The sequence below is a fragment of the Streptomyces sp. NBC_00631 genome (assembly GCF_045206895.1).
GTDB lineage: Bacteria > Actinomycetota > Actinomycetes > Streptomycetales > Streptomycetaceae > Streptomyces.
In genome coordinates this window covers 723,122-737,239 of the sequence record NZ_CP107734.1, presented here as the reverse complement: position 1 = coordinate 737,239, position 14,118 = coordinate 723,122, and the positions used below count along the sequence as shown (strand labels likewise).

Sequence of the window (14,118 nt, the reverse complement as noted above, 5' to 3'; positions counted from 1 at the left end):
TCCTGTGGCCGTGCCGGATGGTTCAAATCACCAATGTGGAGTTCAGTTGATGAAAAGGTGGACCAGAATTCATCGGAGGTCAATGGTTTGCATGTTGCGTTTCGGTTCCGTGCGCGAAGCCGGCGGCTCAGTGCCGGTGTTCGTGGTCGGGATGCGCCGGGTCGCCGGGGTGCTCGTGCCCGGCGGTGTACGCGACGCCGGCCCGGGCCCGGTCCAGCCAGTCGAAGAAGGCCTGGCGTCCCCGCGCCCGCCGCAACTCCCGTGCCACCTCCTCCCGTACGCGCTCGTACGGCTGGAAGTCCCCGGCGGCCGCCGTCGTGAAGGCGTCGACACCGCGCCGCAGCGCGTCCTTGGTGAGGAAGCGGTCCCGGTTGCGGACGTAGTAGTCCCGCACCGCCTCCTCCGGCACCCGCTGTTCGTTCTCCAGGGCGGCCAGCAGCGCGCGGGCGGCGGGGGAGTGGGCGAGGGCCACCGCGACGATGCTGCCCAGGTCGGCGACATCGGTACCGGACACGGCCAGGACCCGCTCGGGCGAGACCTCCCGCGGCGGCGCGAGGCCGCGCTCCGCGCAGGCCCGCCGGGCGAGTTCGTCGGTGACGACGACCTGGGTCGCCCACCGCCTGCGCTGCCGTTCGGCCTGAGCCAGGGCCTCCTGGCGAGCGACCTGCCGGTCCCGGGTTCCTGCCCGGTCCCGGGCGGGAACGGCCGCCAGCAGCGCTTCCACCCGATCCACGGGCACGGACTCCCCGTCCACCACAGCCGCGTGCTCGCTCACGGCGTCACCTCCAGCGCGACCGCCTCGGTGTAGGCGACACACCCGTGCCAGCCGGCTTTCGCCAGCAGCCAGTACGACCCCGGTGCCACCGCCGAGCCGTCCACCTCGATCCCGCACTCCAGCGACCCGCCTGCGGGCACCGTGAACCCCTGGCAGCCGGGGGCGACCCCGGCCCAGGTCCCCCACGACGACACCGCCCACAGGGTGCCGTCGACCGGCCCCCGGGTCGGGTTCCGGAGCACGACCGGGACCGTCACCCGTTCACCCCGGCGGACCCGGATCCGGGCGACTCCCAGCCGCGCCAGGAGAGTCGGCCCGGTCCGCCCGTCCGGCTCACCCTCGGGTACGGCACCCGGCACATCGAGGGCGACCACGTCCTCGTACGCCTGCCCGTCGCGGGTCAGCCGCGCCGCCAGCCAGTGCCGGCCGGGTGGTGCGTCCGGCGGCGGGGTGACCGTGACCTCGGCGAGGGTGAAGCCACCGGGTCCCAACTCGTAGGGCACGCCGGCGGGTTCGGCGGTCCAGCCGGGCGGGTGCCTGAGTTCGACCGTGCCGGATGCCGCGGCGTCCGTGAGCTCCGAGGAGATCCGGAGCGTCGCGGTGACGGGTCCGGAGGTGGTGAGCGCGGCCGGAGAGAGATGGACCGCGACCGGGAGGTTGCCGCGGGGCGCGGGCCCGGAGTTGTGCAGCCAGTAGCGGGTGGCGACCGGCTGGGCGGGCTCGTCCGCGGCGACTCCGCGTCCCCGCGCCGGCGCCGCGTCCCCGGGAGTCGCCCGTACGGTCGCCACCTCGAAACCGGTGAGGACGAACTCCAGCCCACCGGCGTCGGGGACCAGCGGCTCCCCGGGTCTCTCCAGCACGTCCGTCCGGGCACCCCGCGTCCACGGCCGGGGCCCGGTGACCCGGGCCCGCACCGGCCGCCCCTCCACCTCGTGCAGCCGTACGACGACTCCGCTCGCCGGATCGGCGGCCGCCACGCTGCCACACGCGAGGGGCGCACCGCTCGGCTTCAGCGCGTCGAGCAGCACCCGGCCCTCGGGTTCCAGGGACAGGAGGGTCGCGGTGCGCGACAGGGTGCCCGGTGCCTCGGCGGAGCGCCGGATCCGTGCCGTGAGCGGGTGGTTGAAGGCGTGCCCCGCCTGCGGCAGCCCCAACTCCCGCCAGTCGCCCGGACCCGCCACCACGGCGTACTCGAACGTGTGCGACCAGCGCTGGAGCTGGAAGCCGGATCCGTCGGGTGCGGTACGGCGGGGCGGGTCCACCCAGATGCCCGAGGGCCAGCCGGTGCAGGACCGCATCAGGGACATGTACAGGTCGCCGGAGGAGGTGACCACACAGCCGGGCGTGCCCCGGTTGAGCACGGCGAAACCGCGCCCGTCCCAGGCGTCCCCCGGGGGCAGCGCGTCGCCGCCCCCGGCCGCCGTGGCCCGTACGACCGCGTCGTCCAGGTCGGCGATCAGCGCGTCGACCGCCTTCGCGTCGTCCTCGGCGCCGGCCACGATCAGCAGCGGGAGCTGCTCCAGTTCGCGGAGGTCGGCGCCGGGCACCCACTCCTCGCGCAGCGACGCTCGCGGCGCCACCCAGACGGCCGCCGGGCCGCCCTCCGCCAACTGCCGGTTCAGCTCGCGGGCCGCCGCCGGATCCCAGCCCAGGGCTTCCGCGACCACCGGGTTGCGGTCGGGACCGCCCACGGCGATCCGGAGGTCGGGCAGGTTGGAGTCGACCTCCAGGTCGCCGTAGCGCGGGCCGCCCGCGACCGTGGACGTGGCCGTGACACCCGCCCGGACCAGGGCCGCCGCGAGCGGGGTGCCCAGCTCACCCGCGGATTCCCAGTCGGCGTAGATGAGTTCGGCGACGCCGACGGCCCGCTCCCCGAGCGGCCGTCCGGTGTCGTCGTGCACGGCGATCCGGGCCGTCGCGCCCAGCCCGAACCAGGTGTTGGCCGGATTGTCGAGCGTCCACGGGAACCGCTCGCTGTCCACCTCCACGAACCCGAAGCCACGCCCGATCACCGCGTCCGCGACCTCGTGCACGGGCAGTCCGCCGTGCACGTCCGAGGGCCAGCGCACCCGGATCAGCCGGTCGGCGCCGTCGTACCCGTCGACGCTCGTCGTCACGTCCAGCCGGTCGACGCCGGTCCAGAGCGTCAGCCGCTGGGTGTACCGGAACAGGCCGAGGTCACCGCGGACGGTGATCCGCGACCCGGCGGGGGAGTGCTCCACCTCGACGTCCGCGGTGACGTCCCGGCTGCGGGCGACGGTCGTGCCGGTCGGGGTGAGATGCCAGGGCCCCTCGCCGAACCGCGGATGCCGGGGGTACTCCTCCTGGACGACCAGTTCGTTGCCGATGTCTGCTGAGCGCAGCAACTCCCGCCCGTCTTCGGCGAGTCGACGTAGGCCGCAGACTCCGCCGCCGCGTGCCGGATCGACCGTGACCTCGTAGAACTCGTTGCGGATGGTGAGCCCGTCGCCCGGCGCCCACCCGGGGACCGAACCCTCCGCCAGCGAGAGGGCCTTGAGGCCCGTCCCGGGCACGTCAGGTACCACGACCCGGAGCCGCCCCTCCTCCCGTACGGCCGGCAGCGGCAGGCCGGTGAGGTCCAGCGGGACCAGGCCGCCCGGGTCGGCGACCGTGAGCACGTCCCGGCGCCGCCAGGTGGCCGAGTTGAAGACGACCAGGTCCGGGGCGCCGCCGGGGAGCGGGACGACCTCGCGGGCCAGCGCGTCGGTGGCGTCGGCGTGCACCGTCTCGGCCAGGTCGTACAACTCCCGCCAGCCGGTGAGGAGGTCGATGTACACCTGGTCCGACTCGGAGCCGGTGATGGCGTCGTGATGGGCGCCGTAGATCAGCTGCCGCCACGCCTTGTCGAGTGCCGCGTCCGGGTAGGGGTGCCCGGTGACGAGGGAGGCGAGGGTCGCCCAGGCCTCCGCGTCGGCCAGCAGAGTCTCGCCGTGGCGCTGGGCCTGTTTGGTGTCGATGTAGGAGACGTCCTTGCCGGTGTAGACCGGATTCATGTCCCGGGTCTGCGGGGACGCCGTGCGGCCCTCGGCCGCCAGCTCGGCACGCACGGCGGCGAAGAAGTCCCGGGGGATACCGCTGACGAAGCGCGGCCAGACGTACCGCTCGTTCCAGTCACGGTGGATGCCCATCACCCAGCGGCACGGCGGCGCGTAGTCCCCGCCGACCGGCAGCAGCACGTTCCTGGTCAGCGCGACCTTCTTCAGCCCCAGGAAGAGGCGGAACGCGGCAGCCTCCGCCTCGGCCAGGGTGGGCGCGTTGTCGATCGCCCAGCCGGCGCCGTAGTGGTTGACCATGTAGGCGGTCAGCAGCCCGCGCCCCGAGGGCGCGATCCAGTTGAACTCGGCCGGGAACTGCATCCGCCCCGGATCGCGCGGCTCCTCACCGAACACGGAGAGCGTGGGCCCCCACTGGTGGAAGGGCCCGCGCGCCCAGGAACTGGAGGTGATCCCGGCGTCCGCCATCAGTCCAGGGAACTGCGGGTCGTGTCCGAACGCGTCCAGCTGCCAGGCGGTTTCGGGCGCCGCGCCCATGATCCGGCGCTGGAAGCCGTCCCCGTACAGGGCGTTGCGTACGGTGGCCTCGGCGCCGGTGAGGTTGGTGTTGGGCTCGTTGTAGGTGCCGCCCATGATCTCGACACGGCCGGACCGGATCAGCTGGCGCAGGAAGGCCCGCTCCTCCGGGAAGGCGTCCCAGTAGGGCTTGAGATAGTCGACCTCCGCGAGCACGAAGGTGTACGCGGGGTCGCGCCGGGCCAGGTCGCAGTGGGCGCGCACCAGGCTCATCCCGGACTGGCCCCGGGAGTCGAAGGTGCGGGCGGGCAGCCCGCTGGTGGCCGGGTCGTCGGCGACGTCCCAGGTCTCGGTGTAGGCGGCCTGGGTGTTCCACCAGACGGGGTCGTAGTGGAAGTGGCTGACCATGAACATGGTCCACCCGGGCTCGGCGGCCGTGAACTCGGCGACGTGGTGCACCAGCCGGCCCGCGCCCGCGTCCTCGACGGTCACCGTGATCCCCCGCCGGTCGCCGGGCGCGAGCCGTTCGGCCAGGACGGGGACCTCCGCGCGTACGGTTCCGTCCGCGTCGGCGGTGGCCCGGTTCTCGCCGACGCTGCGGACCCCCGGCCCCGCGACGGTCAGCAGCACCGGGCGGCCGGGGATGTGCTCGGCCCGCACGACGACCACTTGCAGCGGTTTCTCGGGGGTGCCGGTGAAAAGCTCGGTCGACTCGACAGAGGTCACACGCATGGGGCTCCTACGAGTGCTCGGCGGAGCCCCATCCTGGCATCGAGGGGTGGTTCAATCAACCGTGTTCGTGATTCCTTGATGGTTCATCCATGCAAGGGTAGGTGGACTCAGCGCGACCGCCGGGACTTCGCCGCGTGCCGGCCCGCGATGTGGTCGGTCAACGCCAGTGAGGCGCTGGCCCGTTGGTAGGAGAGCTGGGCGACCCGCACGTACAGGCAGTCGATGAGGACCAGCACCGAGTGGCGGGCGCCGATGATGCCGGTGGGGAAACTGGTCTCGGAGGTGGAGGAGATGAGCCGGATGTCGGCGGCGCGGGCGAGCGGGGAACGCGGGTCGGCGGTGAGGGCGATCGTCGTCGCGCCGCGCTCCCTGGCCGTCTCGAACGGCTCGGTCGTCTCGCGGGTCGCCCCGGAATGGGAGATGCCGATCGCGACGTCGGCCGGGGTGAGCAGCGCGGCCGACGTGGCCGCGGCGTGCACCTCGGTCCAGCCGCGCACCGAACAGCCGATCCGGAACAGCCGGGTCTCGGTCTCCTGGGCCACCGCACCGCTGCCGCCCACGCCGTAGACGTCGATCCTGCGGGCCCGGGCCATGGCCTGCGCGGCCCGCTCGACCGCGTCCAGGTCGATCCGGTCCAGGGTCTGCTGGACGGCCCGCAGATCCGCGGTGCCGATCACCTTCACGACCCGCTCCAGGCTGTCGTCCGGGGAGATGTCCGGTCCGATCTCGGCCGTACCCCAGTCGGAGACCTCGCCGCGACCCCGCTCCTGCGCGAGCGCGATCAGCAGGTGCTGGTAGGAGTCGAGGCCGACGGCCCGGCAGAAACGGGTCACGGTCGCCTGGGAGGTGCCGGTGCGGCGGCCCAGCTCCGCGGCCGAACAGTGGGTCACGGCGGCCGGATCCTCCAGGATCAGCTCGCCGACCTTCCGCAGGGAGCCGGCCAGGCGCGGCAGCTCGGTTCGGATGAGTGTGGTGACGTCGGTCGAGGGCATGCAGAGAAGGTATCAGCCACCGTATACGGCGTCAGTTGGATACCAGGACCACTGCGGGGCGCCATTGCACCGCACACGGAGTGCATGATTTATTGATTCACCGGAAGAGGTGAAACTGGGATGGTTCAATCCAACATCGATCGTCGTCCCGGTGGCTCGCCTCGGTTGTCCTGGTTGTTCCCGGCAGTGGGGAGTGCGCACGTGTCCGTCGAGTCCGCCAACGAGTCCGGGACCGAGCCGGTGACCGCCGAACGCTTTGCCCGCGAGGGCCTCGCCGCCCTGCACCGCCTCACCGAGTCGGCTCGCGCCGACGTGACCCGGGCGGCCGGCCTGATCGCCGACTGCGTCCGCACCGACGGGGTCGTCCAGGCCTTCGGCACCGGCCACTCCCAGGCGATGGTCCTCGAAGTCGCCGGCCGCGCGGGCGGGCTGGTGCCCACCAATCGGATCAGCATCGCCGACCTCGTCCTCTACGGCGGCGAGTCCCCGAGCGTCCTCGACGACCCGCTCCTGGAACGCGAGCCCGGCGTCGCCGCCCGTCTCTACGACCTCGCCGCCCCACAGCCCCAGGACCTCTTCGTCGTCATCTCCAACTCCGGGGTGAACAACGTGATCGTGGAGATGGCCCTGCACGCCAAGGAGCGCGGACATCGCATCCTCGCCCTCACCTCCCTCGCCCACACCAGAGCGGTCCCGGCCGGTCACCCGAGCGGCAGGAAGCTCGTCGACCTGGCCGACGTGGTCCTCGACAACGCGGCCCCGCGCGGCGACGCCCTCCTCGAACTCCCGGGCGGCGGCGCGGTCTGTGCGCTGTCCACGCTGACCGGGGTCATGCTCGTGCAGATGGCGGTGGCCGAGGCGGCCGGCCTCCTCCTCGCCTCCGGCGACCGCCCCCCAGTCTACGTCTCCGCCAACGTGCCCGGTGGCTTCGAGGGCAACCTGGAACTGGAGAAGCGGTACGCCGGACGGATCCGGCGCACCGCGAGCTGACAGCGCGGCAACCGGCTTCGAGCGCCGGGAGCATGGCCTCGACGGCCGCCGCACACGCCGGGCCCACATCGCCCCCCCGACCGATCGCACGAGACACCGAGGGCGTCACTCCCGGCGAAGGCAAGGGCACCGACTCGGCCGGTGGGCCCCCTTCCAAGCCCAGCGGGCGGTCCGTTTCCGCGTCCAGCGGGTGGATCCGTGTGGCCCTCAGCCAGTGGGCCTCTTCCGTGCCCAGCTGGTGGATCCCTGCGCACCCCTGCCGCGGGCCGCTCTCGCCTGTGTCCTCGCTGCCTCGGCGAGAGCGGGCTGGAGTCGGCGGGCGGCGTCGACGTGGTCGTCGGTCCAGATGATCCGGACGGCGACGGGGGTGGCCCGGCCCCGGGCGTCGCTGAGCTCGGTGCGGACGGACTCCACGAGCCGCGCGGCGCCCTCCGGCTGGAGCGGCACGGCGCCGGGCACGGGCGAGCGGCCCCCGAGGCTCGCGGCGAAGGTGTGGTACCAGTCGGTGACCACGGCCGCCGACCCGAGGACGGCGCGGTGGGCGTCGGCGTGGACGGCCTGGACGCGCGCCCGGTCCTCGCCCTGCCACAGGGAGACGACGGCGTCCGCGGCCAGCCGCAGCCCGACGACCCCGGTGACGAGCGTGGTCGCACAGGACAGCGATCGTGGCTTGGCGCCGCGTTCGGCGAGGTAGTTGCGGAACGCGTCGTCGAGACGGCGGGCGGCGGCCGCCGCCACCCGGCTCTGCGGATCGGGGTCGACGGGCCGGCGGCGGCCGAGGGCGTAGTCCACGGCGTCCCCGAGGTAACGCGCGCTGTCGTCGTACGCCTCCGCGAGCGCCTTGTGGACGGCGCCCTGTGCGCCGCGCGGCCAGAAGAACGCGGCCACGACCACACTGACCAGGCATCCCAGCGCGATGTCCTGGACGCGCAGCAGCGCGATGTGCCAGTTCGGGTCGTGGCCGATGTTGAACAGCACCACGAGCGTGACGGTGAACGCGGCCTGCCCGGCGGCGAAGGAGACGGCGGCGGGCGCGATCCCGGCGAACAGGATGGCCACGGGAAGCACGAACCACAGCGCGGTGCCGTGGTGGCCGATCAGATGCAGCAGCCCGGCGCCGACCACGGACCCGGCCACCGTGCCGAGGACGGCGCGGACGGCGTTCTGTCCGGTGCTGAGCGCGTTGGAGCGCAGCACGGACAGGGTGCCCAGCAGCACCCAGAAGGAGTGCCCGACACCGGTCACCCCGGCCAGGAACACGGCGATGCCGAGGCCGACGGCGCCGCGCAGACTGTTGTGCAGCCACACGGAGTCGGGTTTGAGGTGGGTGACGGCCCGCTCCCGGGCGGAGGCGAGGGGGGCGGCCAGCGCGCCCGGCTCACGGCCGAGCAGCCGCTCGGGCCAGCTGCGTTGCCAGGCGGTGGCCGCCGCGTCGACGTTGTCGGCGATCTGCAGCACGGCGAAGCCCAGCTCCTGGGACCGGAAGGACACGTCGAGCGTGGCGATGAACCCGTAGACCTCCGCCGTGCTGGTGCCGCCCGGGTGCTCGGCGGGCACCCGGACGGTGGAGCTGTGCTCCATCTCGGCCAGCGCCGCCCGCAGCTCCTTCTCGCGGGCCCGCAGCGGGCCGGTGTCCCCGTCCAGGTCCGTGAGCAGGTCGCAGGCCGCCTCCAGGACCCGGGCGGCGGCGCGGCGCACGGTGTGCGCGGCCGGATCGCAGGCCGGGGGCTCGGCGGTGTACTCGGACCGGTCCACGAGGATGGCGCACAGCCAGGTCAGCTCGTCCACCAGCCGGACCACGGCACGTGAGGTGGCGGACAGGCCGGTGGGGCGGTACGGGGTGGCCTCGAAGGCGCCGCGCAGGTCCGCGCCGGTCCGGGCGGTGCGCTCCGCCTCCACCCGGCAGCGCTCGGCGTCGGACCCCGGCCCGTCCGGGCCCGGCAGGCCCGCGCGGATGCGCAGGTATCCGGCGGCGGCACGGCAGACGGCGGCCGCCGGGGCGCTGAGCGGGTCGGCGACGGGACGCGGCCACAACAGGGCGACGGCAGGCAGCGCGACCGCCGCCGCCAGGCCCGCGCCGGCGAGCCGCTCGGGCAGTTGCGACAGCGCCGCCGGGGCGCTGACCGGCAGCACGAAGGCCAGCAGGAGGGCCGTCGAGCTGCCGGCCAGGACCGAGCTGACCACGCCGGCGAAGAGGATCACGAACCCGATCACGACCGTGGCCGCCACGGCGAGCCAGAGCCACTGCGCGGCCGACGTCCCGAGGCAGATCAGCACCAGCCAGGCCACCGCGAGCGTCGCCTGCGCCCGCAGCCGCTCCACCATCGGCCCGGAGTAGTCCACCAGCAGCAGCATCGAGAACGCGCCGAACGCGGCATAGCTCGCCATCGTCGGGGAGTGCAGCACCTCGGTGCACAGGGCGAACAGGGCGGGCATCACCAGCGCCGTGCGCCCGGCCCGCCGGGTCGCCGCGAGGTCCGGGTCCTGGCCGCGCAGCCACGTCACCCAGCGTGGTGCCCGCCCCGACATGTCCACCTCCCGCTGGCCCCGGGCAGCCGGCTCCGCCGCCGCACCGCGCACACCACCCATATGCGGCCACCACCGGGCCGGCCGCAACATTTACCGGGCACGTACGACTCCCCGCACGCCGCGGCACGCCGCTGCGGTGTCACACCGTTGACCGGCGCGGCCGGGCGCGGGCAGGTGCCGGCCCGCCGGATGGGCGGGGCGTCCGCCGGCCACCGGCACAGCCCCGTCCTCAGCGCACCGGGAAGCCGAACGCGTACCCCTGTTCCTTCAGCCACGGCAGCACCTCGCGCAGGGCGGCCACCGTCTCGGAGCGGTCGCCGCCGGCGTCGTGGAAGAGGATGGTCGGCCCGTTCGGCATCTCCTCCTTGACGGTGGCGACGATGGCCGCCGTGCCGGGCCGTTCGAAGTCCTTCGAGTCGACGTTCCAGCCCAGCGGCCGCATGCCGTGCGAGGCGGCGAGCTTACGGCTGTAGGGGGTGAAGGCACCGCCCGGGGCACGGTAGTAGAGCGGTCGTACGCCCCCGGACGCCTCGGTGATCATGCGCTCGGCGTCGAGGATCTGCTGGGACTGGTAGGCCTCGGACTTGGTGTCCATGGTGACGTCGTGGGAGACGGTGTGGTCGCACAGCCGGTGCCCCGCCGCCACCACCGCCCTGACCAGGTCCGGGTGCGCCTGCGCCTGCGGCCCGATCATGCAGAACGTGGCCTTCACGCCGTACTCCTTGAGGACCTGGAGCACCTTGGGGGTCCACACCGGGTCCGGTCCGTCGTCGATGGTGATGTTCACGCCCCGGGTGCCCCGGTCCGAGGCGTGCGCGATCTCCACCGACACCGGGGCCGGCGCCTTCGGAGCGCTGTGCCGCACCGAAGTCCCGGCCCTCGCAGGCCCGTTGACGGGACCGGCCTGCGCGGTCCACAGCGAGGCGGCCACGGTCACGGCCGTGACCCCGAGCGCCGCCGCGACCACTTGGCCGTACCATCCCCGTCCGCCGTGCCGCGCCATGTCCGCCCCGTTCCTCGTAGCTGAGTCCATCTCGTACACCCGTCAGGACGGATGACGGCGGGCACCGGATCCATCCGTTACCGATCACGGACAATTCCGCGAGGGTTCTGCGACAGGCTCTCTGCGAGACCTTTAACGCGGGGGAGGGCGAACGGTGTTGGCCTCCTCCGCGAGCGGGCACAGGGTGCTGCGGACGGGGCTCGGGGGGACTGCCGTCGGCGCGGCCGCACTCGGCCAGGCCGACTCCCCGGCAACGGCCTCGTGCGAGCCGCCGGGATCAGTGAGCGTCTGGTTACGGACCCGTCGGCCCGTCGGTCATGGGCGTGTGATTTCCGCCCCTGATATTCCGCCGTCCGAGACCGCGGATATGGGGATCTCCTGATCCGGCGGGCACGTCGTCCGGAAACTCTGAGGGAATTCAGAGAAAGGGTGGCACGTCGGCCGGGGCGCACGCCCGTCGCACCGAATAGCACGCCATATCCGATTCATCCGGGCAGGTTGGGCAAAGGGCCGGTAAGGGCATCCACCAGTGGAATCAGCGCCGCTCGGCCGTGGCTGAATTCTGCCGCCGACCGACACTCGATTCTCGGTCAATCGATGCGAGAGCGCTTTCATCTATTTCTCATCCTTCTCGGCGATAGCCATCGCGCAGCCGCCGACCAGAAAACCCGGAGATCCGAGAAAAGAGAGGTGCGACCTGGTGTCCGAAAACGACATGACTGAAAGCACGGCAGAGGAAGGTCACGCGGCAGAGGTCCGGTCGGCGGAAGCGGACCGAAGGCATGTTCCCGTTCCATCGCGACCCGGAGCAGGCCCGGATCGGGTCCGCCGGCCCCAGCGGCCCGCGGGGCCGGCACCCGGCGGGCGGCCCGGTCGTCGATGACCACGGAGCCGATGCCGCGGCAGTGGAGTTCGGCCGGCTGCTCGTCCGCGCAGTCCGGAACGTGATCCACCGTTAGCGGTGATCATATGGAGATGTGCCGGAGTCCTCGGGCGGGCCTGGATCCGGGCGGCCACGCACCTCGAAACTGTCAACTATCAGCCGGTGGCGGCCTGTTCGAGCAGCGTGTGCGCCCAGAGCCCGAGGGAGCAGTTATGAGATCGCGCCTCCAGTGGATCCATGGCCGCGGAGAACACGCCGTCGTCGCCCGTACCCAGGCGTACGCGGCGGAGATCCTGGTGAAGTTCCTCGTCCTGGTCGGCCTGCTGTACATGCCGGTTCTGCTCTTCCACTGGGGTGAGTGGATCCCGTTCGCCGTGGCCGGTGTCTACCTGTTCTGGGAGCTGGTGCGTATGAACACCGCACTGGGCGAGCTCGCCGGTCTCTGGAACGAGCAGCACCAGCAGCGGCAGGAGCCGGCTCGAAGCGACGTCCTCAGCTGACCCGGGCGGTCCCGCCGGCTTCCCGGACCGGCTCGGCCTCCCGGACCAGCTCGATCGCCCGCCCCAGTGTGGTGAGGCGGTCCTCCAGGGTCTCGCCGGCCGGATAGAGCCGGACGGTGTCGACACCGGCGTCACGCCAGACCGCGAGGCGCTCGCGCACCATGGCCTCCGTGCCGATCAGCGTCGTACCGAGCACCATCTCGTCGGTCACCAGAGCGGCCGCGCCGTCCCGGTCGCCTGCCTGCCAGCGTTCGCGTACCTCGGCGGCGACCTCCGCCCAGCCCTGGCGGCTGTAGGCGCTGTTGTAGAAGTTGGTGGACGCCGACCCCATCCCGCCGAGGCTGAAGGCGAGTTCCTTCTTGCGTCCGGCGACCATCGCGCCGAGCGCCTCCTCGTCGGAGGCGAAGGCGACCTCCGCGCCCTGGCAGACGTCGAGGTCCGCGCGGGTACGGCCGCTGCGCGCCAGGCCCTCGTCGAGGTGGGCGAAGTAGGCGCCGGTGGCGCCCTCGGGCACGAAGCTGGTGCCCAGCCAGCCGTCGGCGGCCTCGCCGGTCAGCCGCAGCATGGCCGGGGAGAGGGCGGCGAGGTAGACGGGGATCTCGTGCTCCGCGCGCATCGACAGCCGCATCGGTACCGTCTCGCCACCCGGCAGCGGCAGGGCGAACTCCGCACCGGAGTAGGAGAGCCGGCCGCCGGCCACCACCTGCCGCACGATCTCCAGCGTCTCGCGCATGCGCCGCAGCGGCCGGGCGAAGGGGACGCCGTGCAGCCCCTCGATCACCTGCGGGCCGGAGGCGCCGAGGCCGAGCAGGAAACGCCCGCCGGACAGGTTGGAAAGGGTGATGGCCGTCTGGGCCACGGCCGTCGGTGTCCGGGTGCCGAGCTGCATGACGCCGGAGCCGAGGAGCATCCGGTCGGTGCGCGCCGCGTAGTAGCCGAGCGCGGAGGGCGCGTCCGAACCCCAGGCCTCGGCGACCCAGCAGACGTCCAGACCCAGCTTCTCTGCCTCGACGACGAAGTCGCTCTGCTGGGACCAGTGTTCGCCGCCCGAGGCCTCGATCGTGGTGGCCGTCCGCATCACGCCTCCGCCCGCTTCTTGATCTGCGCGAGGGTGGCGGTGATGCCACGCTCGAACTCCCGCAGCCGCACGAACACGATCTTCTGCTCCTTGTCGGGCATCCGGTCGATGGCGACGGACAGTCCCGAACGCCCCGGGCCCAGCTGCATCCACTGCGACAGTTCGGTCCCGCCGTCCTTCGGGCGGAGCCGGAACCGCCAGACCGCGGAGGGTTCGCACGGATCCTGCACCGCCCAGGCGAACACCGACTCGGGCTCGCACTCGATCACATGGGAGGTCGTCTCCCACTTCCCGAACGCCTCGTGCTCACTGCGGCCGACGAACCTGGCCCCCACCGCCGGGCCGGCGGCCCCGTCCAGCCAGGCGACCGAGCGGAGCTCCCCGCTCATCTCCGGCATCAGCCCGATGTCGCTGACCAGGGCCCACACCGTGGCGGGTGGGGCGTCGATCCAGGTCTCCACCTCGACCGTGGGTCTGTCCGCGTAGCGCGCGCCCGTCCACTCCACGACCGTCGGCCTCCTCACCGTCCAGATGCCTGACCTCCAGAGTTGCAATATGAGACTCACTCTGTCAAGAGAGCGTGCCCGGCTCAGTCGGTGCCGAACCGGCGGCGGACGTCCGGCCGCTGCCCGAGCCGCTCGGGATATCCGGGCCCCATCCGCATCGAGGTCTCCTCGGACCTGAGCGGTGTGCGGCACAGGGAGCAGACGACCTCGGCCGTGGTGTCGTGGTCGCAGGCGTCGTGATGGAACACCACGGGCACGCCCCGCTCCCCGGCCAGCCACCGGTCGCCCCACGCGGACATCGCCGCGAGCACCGTGAACAGGTCCCGCCCCTTCTGCGTGAGGACGTAGTCGTAGCGTGGCGGCTCGGCCTCGTACAGCCGCTTCTCCAGGATCCGCTCGTCCACCAGGAGGCGCAGCCGGTCGGTCAACGTGTTGCGGGCGATGCCCAGTTCCTGCTGGAACTCGTCGAAGCGGCGGATCCCGTAGAACGCCTCCCGCACCACCAGCGGCGTCCAGTGGTCCCCCAGCAGATCGACGGTCCGTGCGATCGAGCACGGCCACTTGGCGAACGACGTCCGTTTCATGCCTCCACGATAGCGA

At 72.7% G+C, this 14,118-nt stretch carries 10 protein-coding genes; 2 read left to right on the top strand and 8 right to left on the bottom strand.

Annotated elements, in window-relative coordinates; translation table 11 throughout:
- Window positions 1–127 precede the first annotated feature (127 nt).
- The 3 genes from OHB00_RS03585 to OHB00_RS03575 all read right to left on the bottom strand — a co-directional run bounded on the left by OHB00_RS03585 (window position 128) and on the right by OHB00_RS03575 (window position 6,029).
- Complete coding sequence (locus tag OHB00_RS03585; protein WP_406431110.1) at window positions 128–775, bottom strand: peptidyl-prolyl cis-trans isomerase; 648 nt, start codon at window positions 773–775, stop codon at window positions 128–130.
- Window positions 772–5,037: an NEW3 domain-containing protein gene (locus tag OHB00_RS03580; protein ID WP_406431108.1), complete on the bottom strand. Its 4,266-nt coding sequence runs from the start codon at window positions 5,035–5,037 to the stop codon at window positions 772–774. Before OHB00_RS03580 ends, OHB00_RS03585 begins: the two co-directional genes overlap by 4 nt.
- A 107-nt stretch (window positions 5,038–5,144) precedes the next feature.
- The gene (locus OHB00_RS03575) at window positions 5,145–6,029 is read right to left on the bottom strand and encodes a MurR/RpiR family transcriptional regulator (protein WP_406431106.1); all 885 of its coding nucleotides are present in this window, start codon (window positions 6,027–6,029) and stop codon (window positions 5,145–5,147) included.
- 201 nt (window positions 6,030–6,230) lie between these two features.
- Between OHB00_RS03575 and OHB00_RS03570 the strand changes: the two genes are divergently transcribed.
- Window positions 6,231–7,019, top strand: a complete 789-nt coding sequence (locus OHB00_RS03570; protein WP_406431104.1) for a sugar isomerase domain-containing protein — start codon at window positions 6,231–6,233, stop codon at window positions 7,017–7,019.
- 207 nt (window positions 7,020–7,226) lie between these two features.
- Here the strand turns inward: OHB00_RS03570 and OHB00_RS03565 are convergent, their stop codons facing one another.
- Both OHB00_RS03565 and OHB00_RS03560 read right to left on the bottom strand, forming a co-directional pair.
- Entirely contained in the window at window positions 7,227–9,548 is a 2,322-nt protein-coding gene (locus OHB00_RS03565; RefSeq protein ID WP_406431102.1) for an FUSC family protein, read from the bottom strand.
- Between the two features lie 229 nt (window positions 9,549–9,777).
- Window positions 9,778–10,551 carry a polysaccharide deacetylase family protein gene (locus OHB00_RS03560; protein WP_406445601.1) on the bottom strand — a complete coding sequence of 258 codons (774 nt, stop codon included), beginning with the start codon at window positions 10,549–10,551 and terminating at the stop codon, window positions 9,778–9,780.
- 1,095 nt (window positions 10,552–11,646) lie between these two features.
- Here OHB00_RS03560 and OHB00_RS03555 point away from each other — a divergent pair.
- Window positions 11,647–11,934: a hypothetical protein gene (locus OHB00_RS03555; RefSeq protein ID WP_406431100.1), complete on the top strand. Its 288-nt coding sequence runs from the start codon at window positions 11,647–11,649 to the stop codon at window positions 11,932–11,934.
- On the opposite strand, the gene OHB00_RS03550 is transcribed toward OHB00_RS03555, so the two are convergent.
- The 3 genes from OHB00_RS03550 to OHB00_RS03540 all read right to left on the bottom strand — a co-directional run bounded on the left by OHB00_RS03550 (window position 11,927) and on the right by OHB00_RS03540 (window position 14,102).
- Window positions 11,927–13,012, bottom strand: a complete 1,086-nt coding sequence (locus OHB00_RS03550) for an LLM class flavin-dependent oxidoreductase (protein WP_406431098.1) — start codon at window positions 13,010–13,012, stop codon at window positions 11,927–11,929. The genes OHB00_RS03555 and OHB00_RS03550 overlap by 8 nt on opposite strands.
- A complete protein-coding gene (locus tag OHB00_RS03545) occupies window positions 13,012–13,518 on the bottom strand; it encodes an SRPBCC family protein (RefSeq protein WP_406431096.1) in 507 nt (168 codons plus the stop codon). The genes OHB00_RS03550 and OHB00_RS03545 overlap by 1 nt, the downstream gene beginning before the upstream one ends.
- 83 nt (window positions 13,519–13,601) lie before the next feature.
- Window positions 13,602–14,102, bottom strand: a complete 501-nt coding sequence (locus OHB00_RS03540; protein WP_406431094.1) for a winged helix-turn-helix transcriptional regulator — start codon at window positions 14,100–14,102, stop codon at window positions 13,602–13,604.
- Between the last annotated feature and the right edge of the window lie 16 nt (window positions 14,103–14,118).

Excerpts from the sequence above, each read along its gene's own strand:
- OHB00_RS03580 (WP_406431108.1), bottom strand. The coding sequence starts at position 5,037 with ATGCGTGTGACCTCTGTCGAGTCGACCGAGCTTTTCACCGGCACCCCC.
- OHB00_RS03575 (WP_406431106.1), bottom strand. The coding sequence starts at position 6,029 with ATGCCCTCGACCGACGTCACCACACTCATCCGAACCGAGCTGCCGCGC.
- OHB00_RS03565 (WP_406431102.1), bottom strand. The coding sequence starts at position 9,548 with ATGTCGGGGCGGGCACCACGCTGGGTGACGTGGCTGCGCGGCCAGGAC.
- OHB00_RS03560 (WP_406445601.1), bottom strand. The coding sequence starts at position 10,551 with ATGGCGCGGCACGGCGGACGGGGATGGTACGGCCAAGTGGTCGCGGCG.
- OHB00_RS03555 (WP_406431100.1), top strand. The coding sequence starts at position 11,647 with ATGAGATCGCGCCTCCAGTGGATCCATGGCCGCGGAGAACACGCCGTC.
- OHB00_RS03550 (WP_406431098.1), bottom strand. The coding sequence starts at position 13,012 with ATGCGGACGGCCACCACGATCGAGGCCTCGGGCGGCGAACACTGGTCC.
- OHB00_RS03540 (WP_406431094.1), bottom strand. The coding sequence starts at position 14,102 with ATGAAACGGACGTCGTTCGCCAAGTGGCCGTGCTCGATCGCACGGACC.